The organism is Rhizobium sp. BK060 (assembly GCF_014193145.1).
Taxonomy (GTDB): Bacteria; Pseudomonadota; Alphaproteobacteria; order Rhizobiales; family Rhizobiaceae; genus Rhizobium.
This window is the reverse complement of record NZ_JACHYW010000005.1, coordinates 83,316-102,737: the sequence shown is the minus strand read 5'-3', so window position 1 is coordinate 102,737 and position 19,422 is coordinate 83,316. Positions and strand designations below refer to the sequence as shown.

Sequence of the window (19,422 nt, the reverse complement as noted above, 5' to 3'; positions counted from 1 at the left end):
CAACAGACGAAAAGGGGAATGACATGAACGACAAGATCACCAATTGGACCAGATCCGACGACGCCATGGTCGAAAACGCCATCCGCCGCGGAGCAACGCGCCGTGAACTGCTGCAGATGATGCTCGCCGGTGGCGCCGCCCTCTCTGCCGGCAGTCTAGTGCTCGGCCGCGCCTCCAACGCGGTTGCCTCAACGCCGGTCTCCGGCGGCGCACTCAAAGCGGCCGGCTGGTCGTCCTCGACCGCAGACACGCTCGACCCGGCCAAGGCATCGCTCTCCACCGACTATGTGCGCTGCTGCTCCTTCTACAACCGTCTCACCTTCCTCGATAAGAGCGGGAGCCCGCAGATGGAGCTCGCCGAGGCTATCGAGTCCAAGGATGCGAAGACCTGGACGGTCAAACTGAGGAGCGGCGTCACCTTCCACGACGGCAAGCCGTTGACCGCCGACGACGTGGTCTTCTCGTTGAAACGCCATCTCGATCCCTCCGTCGGTTCGAAGGTCGCGAAGATCGCCGCGCAGATGACAGGCTTCAAGGCCGTGGACAAGCAGACGGTCGAGATCACACTCGCAAATCCGAACGCCGACCTGCCGACCATCTTGTCGATGCACCACTTCATGATCGTCGCCGATGGCACGACGGATTTTTCCAAGGGCAACGGCACCGGCCCATTCGTCAGAGAGGTCTTTGAGCCCGGCGTGCGCTCGATCGGCATCAAGAACAAGAACTATTGGAAGTCCGGCCCGAACGTCGATTCCTTCGAGTACTTCGCAATCAGCGACGACAGCTCGCGCGTCAACGCACTGCTCTCGGGCGACATCCATCTCGCCGCTACGATCAACCCGCGCTCGATGCGCCTGGTCGAGGCCCAAGGCGACGGCTTCGTGCTCTCGAAAACGACCTCCGGCAACTACACCAATCTCAACATACGCATGGACTTGGAGCCTGGCAGCAAGCGGGACTTCGTCGAGGGAATGAAGTCCCTCGTCAACCGCGAGCAGATCGTCAAATCGGCGCTCCGCGGCCTCGGCGAAATCGGCAACGACCAGCCGGTTTCCCCGGCAAACTTCTACCACAATGCGGACCTGAAGCCGCGGGCGTTCGATCCGGAGAAGGCGAAGTTCCATTTCGAGAAGGCCGGTGTCCTTGGCCAGTCGATCCCTGTGATTGCTTCCGAGGCGGCAAACTCCTCGATCGATATGGCAATGATCATCCAGGCATCCGCGGCCGAAATCGGACTGAAGCTCGACGTTCAACGCGTTCCGGCCGACGGCTATTGGGACAATTATTGGCTCAAGGCGCCGGTCCATTTTGGCAACATCAACCCGCGTCCGACACCGGACATCCTGTTCTCGCTGCTCTATACTTCGGAAGCGCCGTGGAACGAAAGCCAGTACAAATCGGAGAAATTCGACAAGATGCTGATCGAGGCGCGCGGCTCACTCGACCAGGAGAAGCGCAAAGCGATCTATAACGAGATGCAGGTGATGGTCGCAAACGAAGCCGGCACCATCATTCCGGCCTATATCTCCAATGTCGACGCGATCACCGCCAAGCTCAAGGGCTTGGAAGCCAACCCGCTTGGCGGCCAGATGGGTTATGCCTTCGCGGAATATGTCTGGCTCGAAGCCTGATGAAAGCGAACGGTCGGGGTTGCAGCCGCACCGCTGCAGCCCTGGTCCTTTTGGTTTGAAATCTCGAATACCGAAAGGGAACGCGCGTGAACAACCATGTCCTATCACTCGTGTTGAGCAGATTGCTCATCGCCTTCATTACGCTGGTGATCGTCTCCTTCGCCGTGTTCTTCGCCACGACGCTCTTGCCGGGAGACACAGCGACGATCCTGCTTGGCCAGGCTGCCACGCCGGAAGCAGTCGAAGGTCTGCGCAAGGCCATGCATCTCGACGACCCGGCGATCTTCCGTTTCTTGCGCTGGATCGTTGGTTTGCTGCAGGGCGACCTCGGCACCTCCTATGCCAATGAGATGCCGGTCGCCAAACTGATCGGGGGGCGTTTCATCAACACGCTGCAGCTCGCGGGCATCACCGCGCTCTTTTCCGTGCCGATCGCGCTGACGCTCGGCATCACCGCGGCGATGCTACGTGGCTCGCTGTACGACCGCGCCGTCACCGTGCTGACGATCGGCGTCATCTCCGTGCCCGAGTTCATGATAGCGACCTCTGCGGTGTTGATCTTCGCCGTCTACCTGAAATGGCTGCCGGCGCTCTCCTTCGCCAACGAAGTCACGTCGCTGACAGGCCTCCTGCGCATCTATGCCATGCCGGTGATCACCCTTACGTTCGTCATCTCGGCGCAAATGATCCGTATGACCCGGGCAGCGGTGATCGAGACCCTCAACACGCCTTACGTGGAGATGGCGTTGCTCAAGGGCGCCTCGCGGCCGCGCATTGTATTTCGGCATGCGCTGCCGAACGCTCTGGGCCCGATTGTCAACGCGGTCGCGCTTTCGCTCTCATACCTGCTGGGCGGCGTCATCATTGTCGAGACGATCTTCAACTATCCAGGTATTGCCAAGCTGATGGTCGATGCCGTCGCCACCCGCGACCTGCCGCTGATCCAGAGCTGCGCGATGATCTTCTGCCTCGGCTACCTGCTCCTGATCACGGCCGCCGATATCATAGCCATCCTTTCCAATCCGAGGCTCCGATGACAATGACCAGTTCTGAGACCAAGTCCGACCGGATTTCCGGAACCCGGCTCGGCTATCGCTTCAACATCATCGGCATGGTCGGTCTCTCGGTCATCCTTTTTTGGGTGTTGATCGCGATATTCGCGCCGCTGATCATCCCCTACCCTGTTGGCGAGATTGTCGACCTCGATTACTTCGGCCCGATGAGCCGCGACTTCTGGCTCGGCTCCGACTATCTCGGCCGCGACATGCTCTCGCGAATCCTGATGGGCGGCCGCTACACGGTCGGCATCTCGCTTGCGGCAGTTACGATCGCCTGCTTCAGCGGCGTGATGCTCGGCATGATCGCAGCGGTCGCCGGCGGCTGGCTCGACACGGTCCTGAGCCGCCTCCTCGACGCCCTCAACTCGATCCCGAGCAAGCTGTTCGGCCTTGTGGTCGTCGCTGCCGTCGGCTCCTCCATTCCCGTGCTGATCCTGACGCTGTCGGTGATCTATATCCCCGGCGCGTACCGTTTCGCCCGCGCGCTTGCCGTCAATATCAACGCGATGGATTTCATCACTGTCGCCCGCATCCGCGGCGAAAGCACCCTCTATCTCATCCGCTCGGAAATCCTGCCGAACATCGTCGGGCCGGTACTTGCCGACCTCGGCATCCGCTTCGTCTTCATCGTTCTCCTGCTCTCCGGCCTCTCCTTCCTCGGCCTTGGCGTCCAGCCGCCTTACGCCGACTGGGGGGCTCTCGTGCGTGAGAATATCGGCGGTCTGCCCTTTGGCGCACCGGCGGTGATGGCTCCCTCCTTTGCGATCGCCAGCCTCACCATCAGCGTCAACCTGTTGATCGACAACCTGCCAAAGAAGATCCGCGATCGGAGCGAATGATGGTCAATCTCGTAGAAATCCGCGACCTGAAGGTCGAAGCCACCACCGATTCCGGCCGGCGCGTCGAGATTATCAACGGCGTCAGCTTCGACATTGCCGAGGGCGAGATCGTGGCACTGATCGGCGAAAGCGGCTCCGGCAAGACCACGATCGCGCTCACGCTGATGGGCCATGCCCGCCCCGGCTGTCGCATCTCCGGCGGCAGCGTCTCCGTCGCCGGAAAGGATATGGTGACGCTGAGCGAAAAGCAGCGCGCCAGGGTGCGCGGCACCGAGGTCACCTATGTTCCGCAATCAGCCGCCGCCGCATTCAACCCGGCCGCCACGATCATGGACCAGGTCATCGAGGTCACCCGAATTCATGGGCTCATGTCGGCCGACGAGGCGCGCCTCCGCGCTGTCGAGCTTTTCATGGCGTTGTCACTGCCTGAGCCGGAAACGATCGGCAGCCGCTATCCGCACCAGGTTTCCGGTGGCCAGTTGCAGCGCCTTTCGGCCGCCATGGCGCTGATCGGCGACCCGAAGCTCGTCATCTTCGACGAGCCGACGACGGCGCTCGACGTGACGACACAGATCGAGGTGCTGCGCGCCTTCAAGTCAGTCATGAAGAAGGGCGGCATCGCCGGCGTTTATGTCTCGCACGACCTCGCCGTGGTCGCCCAGATCGCCGACCGCATCGTCGTCTTGAAGGGTGGAGAGACCAAGGAGATCGGCACCACCAAAGAGATCCTCGACGGCGCGAAGCACCCCTACACGCGGGAGCTGCTCGCCGCTTTTGAGCCCAAACCCCGTGGCGCTCTGTGCGCGGCACAGAGTGGTTCGGCCCCGTTGCTCGAAATCGAAAATCTCGTCGCGGGCTACGGTCAGGCCCAGGCCGACGGCCTGCCTCTCGTGCGCGCCGTCGAGCATGTCAGTCTCAAGGTGGAGAAGGGGCGCAACCTCGGTGTCATCGGCGAGTCGGGTTGCGGCAAGTCGACGCTCGCGCGCACCATCGCCGGCATACTGCCGGCCGCTGTCGGCAAGATCGTCTTCGACGGCAAGGAACTCGGGCGCAGCGCCCGCGCGCGCTCGCGCGATGAACTGCGCGAAATGCAGATCGTCTTCCAATATGCCGATACGGCGCTTAATCCGGCGAAATCCGTCGAGGACATCTTAGCCCGGCCGCTTAGCTTCTATCACGGCATGAATGCCAAAGCGCGCAGTGCACGCATCGACGAGCTGCTCGAGATGGTGCGCCTGCCGCGCAACCTGCGCCATCGCCGCCCAGGGGAGCTCTCGGGCGGCCAGAAGCAGCGCGTCAACTTCGCCCGCGCACTCGCCGCCGAGCCGAAGCTGATCCTATGCGACGAGATCACCTCTGCATTGGACACGGTGGTCGCCGCCGCTGTCATCGATCTCCTCAAGGAATTGCAGCGCGAGCTCGGTCTTTCCTACATCTTCATCAGCCATGACCTCTCCGTGGTGGAGGCCATCTGCGACGAGATCGTCGTGATGTATGGCGGTAGAAAGGTAGAGGAAATCACGCCGGCGAAGGTCAAGACACCTGAGCATCCCTATTCGCAGTTGCTCTTCTCGTCGGTGCCGAGGCTCGATCCCACGTGGCTCGATGGGCTCGAACAGGATCCGGAGCTCGTGCGAGCCTATTGCCGGCGCTGAGGCGCCGCAGGAGCGGGCCAAATCGCAAGCCCCGGCTGCGCAACCCGGCGCAAAGTGATCCGAAGATCCTACATCCGAAACAGGCTGGTCAGTGGCATGTGCACCTTGACGATCGGCGACTTCAAGACGACGAAACTGAAATACTTGTCGATGCCGACGTCCATGTCGGTGAGGCGCTCCATGATCGTCTGGTATTCGCCGATCCCGGCCGTGACGAATTTCAGCAGATAATCGTAGCCGCCGGACACCAGATGGCATTCGATCACGTGGTCAACCTTCTCGATCGCTGCAAGGAAGCGGGCAAAGTCGATCTGCCGGTGGTTCTTCAATGTGATCTCGGTGAAGACCGTCAGGGTCTGCCCCAACTTGCCGACGTTGATTTGTGCCGAATAACCCTCAATATAGCCCTCCGACTGCAGCTTCTTCACCCGCATGAGGCAGGGGCTCGGCGACAGGTTGACCAGTTCGGCGAGTTCGACATTGGTGATGCGGCCATTCTTCTGCAGTTCGTACAGGATTTTGATATCGATGCGGTCGAGTTTCATGACGCCCTTTCCCCTTGCTGAAGTGGCCAACGGGACAGCAGATTGTGCTGCGACTTTCCCAATGATGACCTTAACACACTGGAGAGACGTGTCGAATTCGTTTGGCACAACGGGTCAAAGCAGAAAGGGCGGCATTGCTCCCGCAAGACGGAATCTTCTGCTGCGCGCCAGCCGCAGTCCAGCAACGCCATTGCGTAATAGCCGCTAGACTGTGCTGGTAACGGAGGTCACGCCATGCCCGCACCGCTGAAATTCATCGACACAACGCCGCAGTTGCCCGAAGCCGCCGATGCCGTCGTCATCGGCGGCGGCATTGTCGGCGTGTTTGCGGCCTACTATCTTGCCCGCCGCGGATTGAAGGTAGCCGTCGTCGAGAAGGGCCGGATCGGCGCGGAGCAGTCGAGCCGCAACTGGGGGTGGTGCCGCCAGCAGAACCGTGACGCCCGCGAATTGCCAATGGCGACGAAGAGCCTCGATCTTTGGGAGCGTTTTTCCGCCGAGAGCGGCGAGGACACCGGCTTCCGACGCTGCGGGTTGTTCTACCTCAGCAATAGTGAAGAGGAACTGGCCGGCTGGGCCCGGTGGCGCGACTTTGCCCGCACACTCGGCGTCACAACGCATATGCTCGACAGTGCCGAGGCGAGCGAACGCGGCGGCGCCACCGGAAAGCCATGGAAGGGGGGCGTCTTTTCGCCGACCGACGGCACCGCCGATCCGGCAAGTGCAGCACCCGCGGTCGCGCGTGCGATCCTCAAGCTTGGTGGCACCGTGCATCAGTCCTGCGCCGCCCGCGGCATACAGACAGAAGGCGGTCGCCTTTCCGGTGTTGTCACCGAGCATGGCACCATCCGCACGAAGACGGCGATCCTTGCCGGCGGCGCCTGGGCCTCCTCCTTCTGCCGGCAGCTCGGCATCCGCTTTCCCCAGGCGTCGGTCCGCTCGTCGATTCTTGCCGTCTCGCCAGGCGCCATCAGCCTTCCGGATGCGCTGCATACGGCCGCCGTTTCGGTGACGCGTCGCGGGGACGGCGGCTACACGCTCGCCATCAGCGGCCGCGGCCGTGTCGATCCGACGCCGCAGCAATTGCGTTTCGCGCCGCAGTTTCTGCCGATGTTCGCTCGGCGCTGGCGCAGCCTTGCACCCGGTGGCCTCGAAGGCTTCCGCTCCGGTCACGAGAGCCTGACTCACTGGCGCCTCGATGCCCCGACGCCAATGGAGCGCATGCGCATCCTTGATCCTGCCGTCGATAAGGACACTATTCGCCTCACCCATTCGCGCGCGCTCGACCTCCTGCCCGACCTGAAGAACACCAGCATCACGGCCGCATGGGCGGGGTATATCGACAGCACGCCGGATGGTGTGCCCGGCATTGGCGAAATCGCCGCCATACCGGGGTTCATCCTCGCCGCCGGCTTCAGCGGGCATGGCTTCGGCATTGGTCCCGGCGCCGGTCACCTGATCGCCGACATCGTCACTGGTGACGAGCCAATCGTCGACCCCCGCGCCTACCATCCGGACCGCTTCCGAAAATCTGCCTGGGGTAAGGTCGCCGAGTTCTAGGGAGGCGAGGCCCGAGGTGCCGTAGCGAAGATGCTGAAGTCGGGCCCGACTGCGACGATCCAGTCCTGGCGGCAGGCCACGAATGGCGCCTTTGGCGCGATAGCACGTGACGGTCGGCCAGCGGCCTCGTGAGGTTCATAGAACCCAAATAGATGCTGGAGGAATGTATTGCCGGGACTGGTATCGCACAGATCATCGGGTGGGGAGCGAACGGCTCGAGAACCGCGCGCCGATCGATCAGCTTCCGGCCTGGCAGGGCTTTTGCTCATTCTGCGCCTGTAGCAAAGAACCAACGGACTAATTTCGGATGGCCGCCGTGAAGCAAAGCTTCTTGGATGCTGTGATCAAGGCGCGTTTCCAGTGCCGGTGACGGCCTGGACTTTGACACCATGGTCAAGCGGCCCCTGCGTCAAAATCCGGATCAGCATGAGGCGAGTTCTTTTTGCTCGCTGTCGGGACAGAACAAAAAGTGAATCCCGGAAAAGCGGACGCGGGAGTACGTATATTCTAGTAAAAATGTAGAGACACTTTAATTTGGCGTCGTCTTATTCCGGAGGGTATGATGAAAATCACAAGACGAGCTTTCACTGCGGTGGTGGCAGGTGCCATCGCGACACCTTTGACGCATGTTCGACTGGCTGGCGCTGCTGACAAGGTCGTACGTATCGGCTACCAGAAATATGGGACTCTGGTGCTTCTCAAGGGCAAAGGGACGCTGGAGAAGAAACTTGAATCCATCGACTACAAGGTTGAATGGACCGAGTTTCCGGGCGGTCCCCAGCTCCTCGAGGCTCTGAATGCTGGTGCTGTCGATTTCGGATCGACAGGCGAAACGCCGCCGATCTTCGCCCAGGCCGCGAACGCTCCGCTTGTCTACATCGCACACGAGCCGCCCGCCCCGCGCGGCGAGGCCATACTTGTCCCGAAGGATAGCCCCATAAAGTCTGTTGCGGACCTGAAGGGCAAGAAGGTCGCCTTCAACAAGGGCTCGAACGTGCATTACCTGCTCGTCAAGGCGCTCGAAGAAGCTGGCTTGTCCTATGAGGATGTGACGTCATCCTTCCTCGCCCCGGCCGACGGTCGCGCAGCCTTCGAAAAGGGCGCGGTGGACGCATGGGTCATCTGGGATCCCTTCCAGGCAGCTGCGGAAGTGGCGATCGAAGCGCGAGAGCTCAGAAACGGCGAGGGTATCGTTCCCAATCACCAGTTCTATCTCGGCACCAGGACGCTGGTCGACGGCCACGCCCAGGCGATCGATGTCTTGATCGACGCCATTTCTGAGATTGACGAATGGACCAAGTCCGACACGACGGCTGCGGCTGCAGAGCTATCCCCATCGGTTGGCATCCCTGAACCTGTCCTCGTCAAGGCGCTCGAGCGTCAATCCTACGGGGTCAAGAACCTTGATGACTCTGTCGTCGCGCAGCAGCAAGACATCGCCGACACCTTTTTCAAACTCAAGCTTATTCCCAAGAAGGTGACGATTGCCGACGTTGTCCGCAAGGGCAAGGCCTGATACCCGGCGGCTGCACGTATCACGTCGACCGATGGATAAAAGAGTTCCGCTTCTGTCGGGAGTCGCAGCCTTTCGGAAAAAGGTTGAAGGCCGCCAGCTGAGAGACGACCGTCAGATAATCGTAATTCCTGCGCGCTTACCCCAGCCTCTCAGCTCCAGAAGAAGGTTGGGATTTGTAGCAACATCGATACAATCCAAGACATCAAAGTCGCTCTCTCGGACACGATCTCCAAAAAAGACCAGGCAGCTCTCCGGATCGCATTGGCGCGACGTCCAGATCATGCCTTTGATATCCGGATACGCTCTGTGAAGCGCCTGCGCCCACAAGACTGTTTTCAGATAGGTCGACTTTGGTGTCTCTATCAAATTCGTGCGGGCGATACCCCAGGCTTTGAGGTCCGGGGAATAAAGATTGACGACAGGGAGGTCTTTATTTGGAACGATTCTGCTGACGCTCCGCGATTTGACCGTGCTTAAGCGAGTGGTTTTAAATCGCGCGGTAGGAGCAATATCATGAAATATGCTCTCGAACGCGGCAGCCTCCCGGCTGGTCGCCGCATAAAGCGATGGAACACATGTGCCAGTCACGTCTGCGAATGGCGCAAATCTTGTCGGTTGCCCGAGGCACGGATTGAACTGACCCGGACGAAACGCAGATGCGTGTGTCCGATGAAGTACCGATCCAGCGCTGATCGTCGCGACATTGACGGTCGCGAATGCAGCCGGTGGAGGAGGAACACTGTTCCCCCTCACCCAATAACCTCCTCATGTTCCTTCTTCGCTGCAGCCACCAGGGCGTCGGCATTGTCGAGGAGATCGATAGGTGCGGCATCTTCCAGCCAGCCGTTCGAAGACACCAACCACAACGCCTTCTGCCAGGCTGTCATGGATTGAGGAAGCGCCGCCAGAACCTGCTTTATGGTTGGGTGCGGTCGGCCGTCCTGGAACTGAAACGCCGGGAAAAACTCAGAGCCTCGATGCTGAACGGAAATGATTTCGCCATTCTTCTTCCAGCGCGCTGCTGTTGCGTAACTGTTCTTTGCGCTGGATCCAGACTGCTTTCCAACATCGATACTATTTAGTTGAGGCAACTCCTGGACAAAGCGATCACGTAACGCAAGATTGTCTGCCGCAAGCACGCCGCGCGCATCTTCGAGTTCGTCCGGCAAAAGCACTTCCGCTAGTTTGCCTATTGCTGCTTCCAGTCGATTCTCTTCGACCGACCCGCTTACCCGGACCAGTGCGTCAGCGAAAGTTTTTACCGACTCCTTGCCGGCCCCGGATAAATTCCGGTGGAGACGCAGAATGACGGAGTCGCCGAATGCGATTTCGGCCACCGCATTGGCGAACCGCTGTAGCTCTTGCTCAGTTCCTCCGACCCTCAAAGTCTTGCCTTTCCGCAAAGAACCGAGGGCCTCAAAAATCGCAGCCGATAGTTTCGCCTGGACAGCGCTTGTATCCTTGCTGGCGATCGCCGGTGAAGCCAGGTCATCTATCAGTATGGCATGGTCGAACAGTGGCTGCATTGGGAGCCTCATGAGTTTAGTGATAAATCCTCTATATCACTTATGTCACGCCGCGTCGATATCAAGTCGCCGGCCAGGATGGAGCCCGTGGGTCGTGGCAAAGTTGCCGCACGCGGTCGAAAACGGCGCAGCCGTTCTCCTGCGGATGGCATTACACGCCGCAATGCGAAAGGAACCAGACTCGGGTCTTCAGATTTTATTTTATACCATTCAGGCGGCGCAAGTTCTTGCGCATACGTATTGCTGCATCGCAACATTCGTGCTTTAGTTCGTTATCTGAGCAAGGATATCGACCATGTCCCAAGTAGCTCTCCAGTCGAAAACGCTCCCCACGGTTCTGGTTGTCGAGGCCAGCGCCGAACTGCGAGCAGCGATGCGGCGGGCGATCGAAATGGCCGGTCTGGCGGCCGTGGATGCCGCCGGCGGCGAGGAAGCTTTGCGCATCCTGGATCGCCGGAACGACATCGACTTGGTCTTCACGGCGATAAACATGCCGGGCAACGTAGACGGTGTAAATCTCGCCGTGAGGATCCACCGGCAATGGCCCGAACTCGCCATTGTCATTACGTCCGCCGTCGTGAGCTTGCGGCAGTCCTCGTTGCCCGAACGGTGCCGTTTTCTGAAGAAACCGTACAATAGCGCCGAGGCGATCAAGTGCTTCAGGTTCTTGCTGGGGTGTTGAAATGGCACAAACATTGCGACCATCGCCCATTTCACTCAGGAGTTTCTGCGCCTGAGAGAGCCTGCGCGAGCTTCGCGTGCGGTGTCACCGTTCGTCCCGAACCATCGTACTTTCTGGGGGAACGCATGCGCGTACTTGATGCACGCCAGCCATCGGGAAGCGTCGCTGAACTACGAACAACTCCACAAGCTGACGCTCATGATGACCCGCGACAGTTCCGAAGTCCTTCAAATATTTCAGCGCATGGTCTTCAACGTGTATGCTCGAAACCAAGACGACCACGCAAAGAACCACCCTTTCTGGACACTCACTCCTACTTACGATCTCACCTTCTCCTCAGGGCCAGGAGGAGAACACAGCGCTGATGTCGCGGGCGAAGGAAGAAGTCCAGGTATGCAGCACCTGCTGACCGTCTCCAGGGAAGCGTCTCTGGCTTACGTCTTCGGAACCGGGGGCGCCAGCTATTAAAGGGGGTGGACGCCCCTTCAATGCGCGCAGGTGACAGCGGCCAACAGACCCTGCTCGACGGTCTTGAGCAATTGCAATCGATCCTTTGTGGGCAACGACTACGAAACGTCCCCGGCCGTTGCTGGCAGTGTGGGCGCCGGGACCCGTCGGCAATACACCGCCATCGGCGACACGGGTAAACATCGGCTCGTTGGTGGAGCGGACACTGAACCGTTACCGCGCCAGCCATCCGCCATCGACTGGCAGGACGATGCCGTGGACATAGTCGGATGCCTGTGATGCCAGGAAGACCGCTGCGCCGCCGAGTTGTGTGGGGTCGCCCCAGTGGCCAGCCGGGATGCGGGCAAGGATGGCGGCGCTGCGGTCAGCATCCTCGCGCAGGGCAGTGGTGTTGTTGGTCACGAAATAGCCCGGCGCAATGGCATTGACGTTGATGCCCTTGCCGGCCCATTCGCAGGCCAGCAATCTCGTCAATCCGGCAAGTCCGCTCTTTGAGGCCGTGTAGGAGGGAATGCGGATGCCGCCCTGGAAGGACAATAGCGAGGCGATGTTGATGATCTTGCCGCTGCCTCTTTCCAGCATATGCCGGGCAGCAGCCTGCGACAGGAAGAAGACGCTCTTCAGGTTGATGTCCATGACCGCATCCCAATCGGCTTCCGTGAAGTCGATGGCATCGGCCCGACGGATGATGCCGGCATTGTTGACCAGGATGTCGAGCTTGCCGAAGGTCGCAACCGTTTCGTCGACGATTGCCTTGACGGGCTCGATAAAACCGAGATCGGCCTTGATGGCGTGAAAGCCTGCGCCGGTCTTGCGAACCGCGGCTTCGGTCTCGTCCATCGCCGAGCGGCCGACGGCAACGATTGAAGCGCCGGCGGTGGCCAGCGCGACCGCGATCGCCTGGCCAAGGCCGGTATTGGCACCGGTGACCACCGCCACCTGGCCGGAAAGGTCGAACATGGTCATGACAGCCTCACGTCAGAAATTCGGCGCGATGCGGCGTGAAGGTATCGATCAGCCGACCCTCTTCCAGCGCCTTGACCCCATGCACCAGGTTGGGAGGCACGATGAAGCTTCCACCCTGATAGAGGGTTTCGGTGCGGCCATCGATCGTCACCTCGAAACTGCCTTGCGCCACGTAGCTTGCCTGGATATGCGGATGCGAGTGCTGCGCGCCGATGGCATCCTTCTCGAAGGCAACCTCCACCATCATCATCTCCGGCAGATAGGCCATGATACGGCGGCTTACGCCCGGCTCCGGGCTGACCCACTCGGCACCCTCGGCCGATACGAAAAGATCACTCGCTGTCATCGTCCGTCCTCACTTCAGATCTTCGATGGCGATGAGATCGACATCGGTGTAGTCGACATTGTCGCCGGCCATTGCCCAGATGAACGCATAGCTCGATGTGCCGGCCCCGGAATGGATCGACCAGCCGGGCGCCAGAATGGCCTCCTCGTTCTTGACGATGAGATGGCGTGTCTCCTCAGGCTCGCCCATCAGATGCAGGACGCGGGCCTTTTCCGGCAGATCGAAGTAGAGATAGGCCTCCATGCGCCGGTCATGCACGTGGCAGGGCATGGTGTTCCACACCGAGCCCGCCGCAAGCGTCGTCATGCCGACGACGAGCTGGCAGGTCCTGGCGCCCTGCGGATGGATGAACTGGAAGATCGAGCGCTCATTGCTGGTCGCCTGAGAGCCAAGGTCGATACGCTTGGCATCGGATATACCGATGCGTTTCGAGGCGTGACGGACATGCGCCGGCGCACTCAGAAGGTAGAACTTCGCCGGCTCGGCCGAAACGGAACGGAACGTTACCAAACTCCCCATCCCGGCATAGACCATGTCGCGGGCGCCGGCCTGAAACTCCTCGCCGTCGACGACAACGATACCCGCACCACCAATGTTGACCGCGATCAGCTCACGCCGGGCAAGTAGCGCGTCGGTTCCGGCAGGCTTGATCGTTTCCAGTGCCAGCGGGGCAGACGTCGGCATCGCGCCGCCGACGATCATGCGGTCGTAGTTGGTGTAGTGCAGCTGAATGCGCCCGGGCGCAAACAGCGGCGGCAAGAGGAAATTCTCGCGCAGCTCGGCCGTGTTGAACCTTGCCGCCGTCTTCGGGTCGATCGCGAAGCGGTTGGTAAAATCGGTGTGGCCCATCATGCCCTCCCAGAACCTCTTATTTCAAGTCATCATACATATTGATCACAGTGTGGCAACACACACCCTTCAATTGCATCAGCAACAGACGCGGGAAATACCGCACTGAATTATTGCTTTTCCTTATTAAATTTGATTATTAGCCGGACAAAATCCTCGTTGCTGCAATTTTTGTATGATGACTTCTGGCATAGTTGTCTCAACGAGCCGCTCGCGATATGCTCAAGCATCTTTCACGGACATGATGACGCCCTTGAACACCGCGCCCCCTCCGGTCGATCTCAATTCATCCCGACGGCAGAAGCTCTCCGAACGGATTGCCGGTTCTCTTCGCCAGGATTTCCTTTCGGGCCAGGTCTCCCTTGGCCAGAAGTTGCCGACAGAGACCCAGCTCGCCGGAACCTTCGATGTCAGCAGAACCGTCATTCGCGAAGCAATCGCCGCCCTCGTCGCCGATGGATTGCTGGAAACGAGGCAGGGCGCCGGCACCTTCGTGATCGGCCATCAGTCGTCCAGTCCGATCTTGAGGCAGGATAGATCAAGCAATATATCGCACGCGCTGAACGTGCTTGAAGTTCGCATCGCGCTCGAGGCCGAAAGTGCGGCGCTGGCCGCAACCCGCAGAAATGCGTCGCAGGAAGCGCAGATCCAGGAGAGCTTTTTCGAATTCGATCGCCTTCTGCAACTTGGCAAGCCGACGGGCCAGGCTGACTTCGCCTTCCACCGTTCCATTGCCGAGGCAACCAACAATCCATTCTATGTCGAAGTTCTCGACGCGCTCGGCGAGCGTACCATCCCGTGCGACGTCAATTCGCCCTATGCCACCGAAGATGTGCTCTCGTATGACTATCAGGCCGGATTGCAGAGAGAGCATCTCGCAATACTGAACGCAATTTCTGCAGGCGATGCTGCTGGTGCGCGCGATGCCATGCGCGCTCATCTCTCGGCAAGCCAGGAACGATATCGCGACCGCCTGCGGGATCGGCGAACGCGATATCAAGGCGTTGTCGAGGCGACCTAACGGATAACGGCGTTCAATCGGTCCGGGTCGACTGGCGTCATCATGACCCTACGATACGGTCTGCATCCATCAAATGTGCCAATCGTTGCCCGCACTGGCTTCCGTGGCTGCGTGCACTGGACTATCCGCAAGAGCATACGCCCTGATATAGTCGATGTGCATTTCCGAACCATTTGCCAGACCGTTCGATGGCGTTCCCGCGGGGCCGCCGACAGCAAGATTGACCAGCATGTACATGGGATCGTGCATGTCCTCGGGTGTATCCGTCTGCGCAACGGCGACATCGTCGAAGTACCAGGTGATGTGATCCTCGTCCCAGAGGACGCCATAGTTGTGGAAGCCTTGAGTGCTTGCCACTTTGACAGGAAAGGACGTCATCGAATGCGCACCGCTGTGGTCGCTGTGTACCGTGACATTGACAGTGTTCGGGTCCTGCCCGCGCATCTCGACGACATCGAGTTCTGGCGGCCAGGATCCGTCCTCCGGAAGCAGCCAGAAGGCAGGCCAGACGCCCTGCTCTGTCGGCATATCGGCACGGATTTCGAAGTAGCCATAGGTCTGGGCGAAGGATGAATGCGTGTTCAGAAGACCGGATGTGTAGTCGTAGCCGTTGATCTGCGACTGGATCGCCTGCGAGGCCGGTTCCGCTGAAATCGTCAATACGCCGTAGCTCACCGAGAACGGATTTGCCGCTGCGGTCGGCGCGTAGGACGGGTTGATGTACCATTGAAGCTCACCATTGCCCGTCAGCGGACTGCCGCGTTCTGGCGCCCACCAGAATTTCGCATCCCATGTCCCTTGATCTCCGCTGCGTAAAGACAGGCTGTTGAACTCGTCGTCGAAGGTCAGCGCCAGGTGAGAACGGTCGAGCGTCAATTGGAATTGGCTCGCCTGCAGATCCGACGCCACGGTATTGGCGAAGACGAGGCTCTCGCCGCCGCCGAGATCGAGCCGCAGATTGGCGCCCTCCTGAACGGTATGAGCCAGGACCTGCTGGAACGACGAAAGCCCATAGCTGTTCAGCCGCACGGTATCGTCGCTGCTGAAATCGACGATCAGGTCGCTTCCGTTGCCCCGAGTGAAGAGGAATGTATCGGCCCCGCCTCCCCCGATCAGCACGTCATTGCCGGCGCCGCCGTCGATCGTTTGGCTTCCCGAGGCTCCGGAGATGATATTGTCCTGCGCGTTGCCGAAAGCATAGCGCCCGTTGCCGGTCACAGTCAGGTTCTCGAAATTCTCAGGCAGCGTGTAGCTCATCCAGGTGTTGATCGTGTCGATCCCTGCTCCAGGCGCCTCCACCGCGCGATTTATGCTGGAATAGAGATAGTAGATGTCATCGCCGGTTCCGCCGTGCATGGTCACGTTGACGGAGCTGTCACCCCATATTGAATCGTTACCGGACGTTCCGTTCAGCACGGGGCCGGAGCCGGTCGCGGAAAACCATGCGGTCGAGGCGCCACTGTAAAACAGCGGTTGGCCGACGGCGTTTTGTATCGACTTTGCCATTATCAACTCCTTCGGGTTTTGATAGGTCTCAAGGGTCTTGCTTCTCCCATGGCTGCAACTATTCCTCCCGAAATGCACGGGCCAGCTGGTCCGTGAACGGCTTTGCAAGATAGCCGAGTGCTGTGCGCTCGCCCGTCTCGATGAAGGCTTCGACGGGCATTCCGGCAACCGGTGCCAGCGCGCCAAGCCTTTGCCATTCGCTCTCGGGCACCGCGACCCGAAGCGTGTAGTAGGATTGACCAGAATGTGTGTCCGTCGTCAGGTCAGCGGATATCGACGCAACGCGTCCCCTCAGTTCCGGCGTGGTGCTGTAGCTGAACGCAGAGAACCGCAGGCCGACTTCCTTGCCAACAGCAACCTGGTCGACATCCTGTGGCGACAGCTTCAGTTCGGGCGTGAGCACATCATGATCGGGCACGATCTGCATGATGGCCTCGCCGGGCGAAATCACGGCCCCCGGCGCATGGACGGCGAGCTGGTGGACGATGCCGTCTTGCGGCGCCCTGAGGTCGACGTGTCGCAGCTCATCCTCTATCGCAATGCGGCGCTCGGCATATTCACCGCTGTCGCCCTCGGCCTGCCTGAGCTGCTCGGACACCTCGCTTCGATGGTCGTCGCCCACCTGGATAATCTGCAGCTCTGTTTCGGCGATCTTGCCGTTGATTTCGGCTGTCGAGGCAACGAGGCTCCCGGCCTCTCCTGTCAAATCGGCCGCATCACGTTGCAAGGCATAGACCCGTGTTGCCGGAATGGCTCCCTGTCGAAGCAGCGGCTCAAGGCTTGCGAGTTCCTTGTCGATGATGCCGATCGCACGGCGCTTGCCGTCCTGCTGCGCTGTCAGACCTTCGGCCTGTTGCTCAAGCTGGCGCACGCGCTCGCGCAGTTGCGCCGTGCGTCCGCGAAGCGATGCGCGGCGGTCATCGAACAATCGCTGCTCGGCGCTCGTAAGGGCGGCAGCCTGAGCAGCATCTGTGCCGCTGACGACTGCCGGAAATGCGATGGCATCATGGCCGTCGCGCTCTGCTGCAAGCCTGGCGGATCGCGCCGCAAGCTCTCTCAGCCGTCGCGATATAATCGCAAGGTTCGCCTTCGTCTGCGTGTCGTCGAGATGAACGAGGATCTGGCCAGCCGTGACGCGATCACCGTTGCGGACGAAGACCTTCCCCACGGTGCCGCCTTTCTGGTGCTGCACCGGCTTGACGTAGCTGTCGACGACAAGTGCTCCCTGAGCGATCACTGCGCCGTTTATGCGGATCGCCGAGGCAAGCCCCCCAAGCACGCCGACAAGAAGGATGCCAGTTGCCAGAGCGAGAAAAGTGAGGCGGCGGATCGCCCCTTCTGTCGATGTAACGGCTGCTCTGATCATGACGAAAGCCCCTCGCCAGCGCGCAACAGTCTGACAAAGGAACCGGTAGCGGAGACGGGCTTTGGTCCCGTCTTGAGAACATCGCTCTTTTGACCGAACGCTTTGGCACGACCGCCGTCGAGAACCAGCACCTTGTCGACGACAGAAAGCGCGCTCGAGCGGTGGGCGATGATCAACACCACCCCTTGCCGCGAGCGGATACCCTCGATCGCCTGCGCGAGTGCCAGCTCACCCTGAATGTCGAGATTGGAATTCGGTTCATCGAGCACAACGAGGAATGGATCGTCGTAGAGTGCCCTCGCCAACCCGATGCGCTGTCGCTGGCCCGCAGATAGCGCCGTTCCCTGCGCACCGATCCGTGTGTCGAAGCCATCAGAAAAACCCACAATCATATCGTAGACGCCCGCGGCCCGGGCGGCAGCGATGATCAACTCCGAAGAGGCTTCCGGGTCAAACCGGGCGATGTTGTCGGCAATAGTCCCCTCGAACAAGGACACGTCTTGCGGCAGATAGCCGATGTGGTGGCCGAGCGCTTCGGGCGCCCATTGTGAAAGCGACGCTCCGTCCAGCCTGATATCTCCGGCAAAGGCCGGCCACAGCCCGACGACACCGCGCGCCAGCGAAGACTTGCCCGAAGCGCTCGGGCCGATAATGCCAACTGCCTCACCCGCTTTGACCTCGAAAGACACGCCGCGAATGATTGGCACTTTCGAGCCCGGAGCTGCGAGGTGAAGGTTGTCCACCATTAACGATTGCCGCGGCGCCGGCAGCGCGACGTCGTGCAGCGTCTCCTCCGTGAGCCGGACCTCCCGGTCGAGCCGAGACCATGCTTGGCGCGCAGTTGCAAATCCTCTCCAATGTGCGATGGCAAGCTCGATCGGGGCGAGCGCACGGCTGACGAGAATCGAGCTTGCAATCATGATGCCGCCGGTTGCTTCCTGGCGAATGACCAGTATGGCGCCCACCGCCAGCACGGCAGACTGCAGCAACATGCGCGCCGACCGCGACAGCGTCGAAAGCGAGTTGACGAAGGTGGCGGTGCGCAAGTGACTGTCGAGGTGGCGCCGGTTGACCTCAGCCCAGCGCGCCGAAAGCGCAGCTGCAAAACCCATTCCAACGACCGCTTCGGAGTTGCGCCTCGCGGTTTCAGCAAATTCCATTCGCTCAGCCAGGATCTTGGCCGTCGCCCTTACGGGTTCGCGCGACTTGAGCTCGGCCAGCAGCGCCAGACCCGTCAAGATCACGGCGCCTGCCGCGGCTGTGACGCCAATCCAGTGGTGAAACAGGAAGCAGAGCGCGAGATAGAATGGCATCCAGGGCAGATCGAACAACGATCCCGGACCCGGGCCGGACAGGAATCCACGAACCGTATCGATATCGCGGATCGTCTGCAGACCATCTCCCGGCGACGGTTTGCGCGATGCTGACAGGGCGACTGAGAGAAAGGCACGCCCTGAGAAGTGCTCGTCCACCGCCCGTCCGATCTGCCCTAAAAGCAGGGATCGCGTGAGATCAAGCAGCCACTGGAACGTGAAGAGGGCCACAACGATGACCACCAAACCGACGAGGGTCGGCAGGCTGCGGCTGGGAATGACGCGATCATAGACCTGTAGCATGAAGAACGAACCAGTGAGCGCCAGGACGTTGACAAGGCAACTGCTCACACCAAGTCCGACAGCACCTAAGCGCAACGACGAGAAGAGGCCAAAGAGAGATCGAGGCTGAGAAAGGGATCCGGTTTCAGACAAATGGGCTCCTTGGGGTCATAGCGCAGACGCACCGTGGCCGAAGCGTCGGCGACACGCGAAATCGAGATCGTTTGCCTAGACTGAGCCAAAAGGGACCGGATGACGACCGCAAACGGCGGTTTCTGTTCCACTGAGCG

General features: G+C 60.3%; 18 protein-coding genes. 9 read left to right on the top strand and 9 right to left on the bottom strand.

Annotated elements, in window-relative coordinates:
* The first annotated feature begins 23 nt into the window (after nt 1-23).
* From FHT71_RS07405 to FHT71_RS07390, 4 genes are all read left to right on the top strand, one after another.
* Nucleotides 24-1,634, top strand: coding sequence for an ABC transporter substrate-binding protein (locus tag FHT71_RS07405; protein ID WP_132588959.1), 1,611 nt, complete (start codon nt 24-26; stop codon nt 1,632-1,634).
* Between the two features lie 86 nt (nt 1,635-1,720).
* A complete protein-coding gene (locus tag FHT71_RS07400; RefSeq protein WP_132588958.1) occupies nt 1,721-2,671 on the top strand; it encodes an ABC transporter permease in 951 nt (316 codons plus the stop codon).
* Nucleotides 2,668-3,531: an ABC transporter permease gene (locus tag FHT71_RS07395; protein WP_007797239.1), complete on the top strand. Its 864-nt coding sequence runs from the start codon at nt 2,668-2,670 to the stop codon at nt 3,529-3,531. The genes FHT71_RS07400 and FHT71_RS07395 overlap by 4 nt, the downstream gene beginning before the upstream one ends.
* Nucleotides 3,531-5,186 (top strand): ABC transporter ATP-binding protein, encoded by a 1,656-nt coding sequence (locus FHT71_RS07390; RefSeq protein WP_132588957.1) that lies wholly within the window; start codon nt 3,531-3,533, stop codon nt 5,184-5,186. Before FHT71_RS07395 ends, FHT71_RS07390 begins: the two co-directional genes overlap by 1 nt.
* Nucleotides 5,187-5,254: 68 nt before the next feature.
* Here FHT71_RS07390 and FHT71_RS07385 read toward each other — a convergent pair whose 3' ends face one another.
* Complete coding sequence (locus FHT71_RS07385; protein WP_007797235.1) at nt 5,255-5,731, bottom strand: Lrp/AsnC family transcriptional regulator; 477 nt, start codon at nt 5,729-5,731, stop codon at nt 5,255-5,257.
* 234 nt (nt 5,732-5,965) lie between these two features.
* On the opposite strand from FHT71_RS07385, the gene FHT71_RS07380 reads away from it, so the two are divergent.
* Both FHT71_RS07380 and FHT71_RS07375 read left to right on the top strand, forming a co-directional pair.
* Nucleotides 5,966-7,291 (top strand): FAD-binding oxidoreductase, encoded by a 1,326-nt coding sequence (locus FHT71_RS07380; protein ID WP_132588956.1) that lies wholly within the window; start codon nt 5,966-5,968, stop codon nt 7,289-7,291.
* A 562-nt stretch (nt 7,292-7,853) separates the two neighbouring features.
* Nucleotides 7,854-8,807, top strand: coding sequence for a sulfonate ABC transporter substrate-binding protein (locus FHT71_RS07375; RefSeq protein WP_007797228.1), 954 nt, complete (start codon nt 7,854-7,856; stop codon nt 8,805-8,807).
* A gap of 111 nt (nt 8,808-8,918) precedes the next feature.
* On the opposite strand, the gene FHT71_RS07370 is transcribed toward FHT71_RS07375, so the two are convergent.
* Both FHT71_RS07370 and FHT71_RS07365 read right to left on the bottom strand, forming a co-directional pair.
* Nucleotides 8,919-9,560 carry an RES family NAD+ phosphorylase gene (locus tag FHT71_RS07370; protein WP_132588954.1) on the bottom strand — a complete coding sequence of 214 codons (642 nt, stop codon included), beginning with the start codon at nt 9,558-9,560 and terminating at the stop codon, nt 8,919-8,921.
* Nucleotides 9,557-10,333 (bottom strand): hypothetical protein, encoded by a 777-nt coding sequence (locus FHT71_RS07365; protein WP_132588953.1) that lies wholly within the window; start codon nt 10,331-10,333, stop codon nt 9,557-9,559. The genes FHT71_RS07370 and FHT71_RS07365 overlap by 4 nt, the downstream gene beginning before the upstream one ends.
* 295 nt (nt 10,334-10,628) lie before the next feature.
* On the opposite strand from FHT71_RS07365, the gene FHT71_RS07360 reads away from it, so the two are divergent.
* Together FHT71_RS07360 and FHT71_RS07355 are read left to right on the top strand one after the other, a co-directional pair.
* Nucleotides 10,629-11,015 (top strand): response regulator, encoded by a 387-nt coding sequence (locus tag FHT71_RS07360; protein WP_007797221.1) that lies wholly within the window; start codon nt 10,629-10,631, stop codon nt 11,013-11,015.
* 81 nt (nt 11,016-11,096) lie between these two features.
* A complete protein-coding gene (locus FHT71_RS07355; RefSeq protein WP_281040949.1) occupies nt 11,097-11,483 on the top strand; it encodes a HipA domain-containing protein in 387 nt (128 codons plus the stop codon).
* A gap of 213 nt (nt 11,484-11,696) precedes the next feature.
* On the opposite strand, the gene kduD is transcribed toward FHT71_RS07355, so the two are convergent.
* Genes kduD through kduI form a run of 3 tightly spaced genes read right to left on the bottom strand, consistent with a single transcriptional unit; the run spans nt 11,697 to nt 13,644 of the window.
* On the bottom strand, nt 11,697-12,449 hold the full coding sequence (gene kduD / locus FHT71_RS07350; RefSeq protein WP_132588952.1) for a 2-dehydro-3-deoxy-D-gluconate 5-dehydrogenase KduD: 753 nt from the start codon (nt 12,447-12,449) through the stop codon (nt 11,697-11,699).
* 7 nt (nt 12,450-12,456) lie between these two features.
* Nucleotides 12,457-12,795, bottom strand: coding sequence for a cupin domain-containing protein (locus FHT71_RS07345; RefSeq protein ID WP_007797212.1), 339 nt, complete (start codon nt 12,793-12,795; stop codon nt 12,457-12,459).
* A gap of 9 nt (nt 12,796-12,804) precedes the next feature.
* Complete coding sequence (kduI, locus tag FHT71_RS07340) at nt 12,805-13,644, bottom strand: 5-dehydro-4-deoxy-D-glucuronate isomerase (protein WP_132588951.1); 840 nt, start codon at nt 13,642-13,644, stop codon at nt 12,805-12,807.
* 241 nt (nt 13,645-13,885) lie between these two features.
* Between kduI and FHT71_RS07335 the strand changes: the two genes are divergently transcribed.
* A complete protein-coding gene (locus FHT71_RS07335; RefSeq protein ID WP_132588950.1) occupies nt 13,886-14,665 on the top strand; it encodes a FadR/GntR family transcriptional regulator in 780 nt (259 codons plus the stop codon).
* Between the two features lie 69 nt (nt 14,666-14,734).
* Here FHT71_RS07335 and FHT71_RS07330 read toward each other — a convergent pair whose 3' ends face one another.
* From FHT71_RS07330 to FHT71_RS07320, 3 genes are read right to left on the bottom strand one after another with little or no spacing between them, the layout of a single operon-like run.
* On the bottom strand, nt 14,735-16,171 hold the full coding sequence (locus FHT71_RS07330; RefSeq protein WP_183719359.1) for a family 16 glycosylhydrolase: 1,437 nt from the start codon (nt 16,169-16,171) through the stop codon (nt 14,735-14,737).
* Nucleotides 16,172-16,229: 58 nt separating this feature from the next.
* Nucleotides 16,230-17,537, bottom strand: a complete 1,308-nt coding sequence (locus FHT71_RS07325; protein ID WP_132588948.1) for an HlyD family type I secretion periplasmic adaptor subunit — start codon at nt 17,535-17,537, stop codon at nt 16,230-16,232.
* Nucleotides 17,534-19,285 (bottom strand): type I secretion system permease/ATPase, encoded by a 1,752-nt coding sequence (locus FHT71_RS07320; RefSeq protein ID WP_132588947.1) that lies wholly within the window; start codon nt 19,283-19,285, stop codon nt 17,534-17,536. Before FHT71_RS07320 ends, FHT71_RS07325 begins: the two co-directional genes overlap by 4 nt.
* Nucleotides 19,286-19,422: the final 137 nt, after the last annotated feature.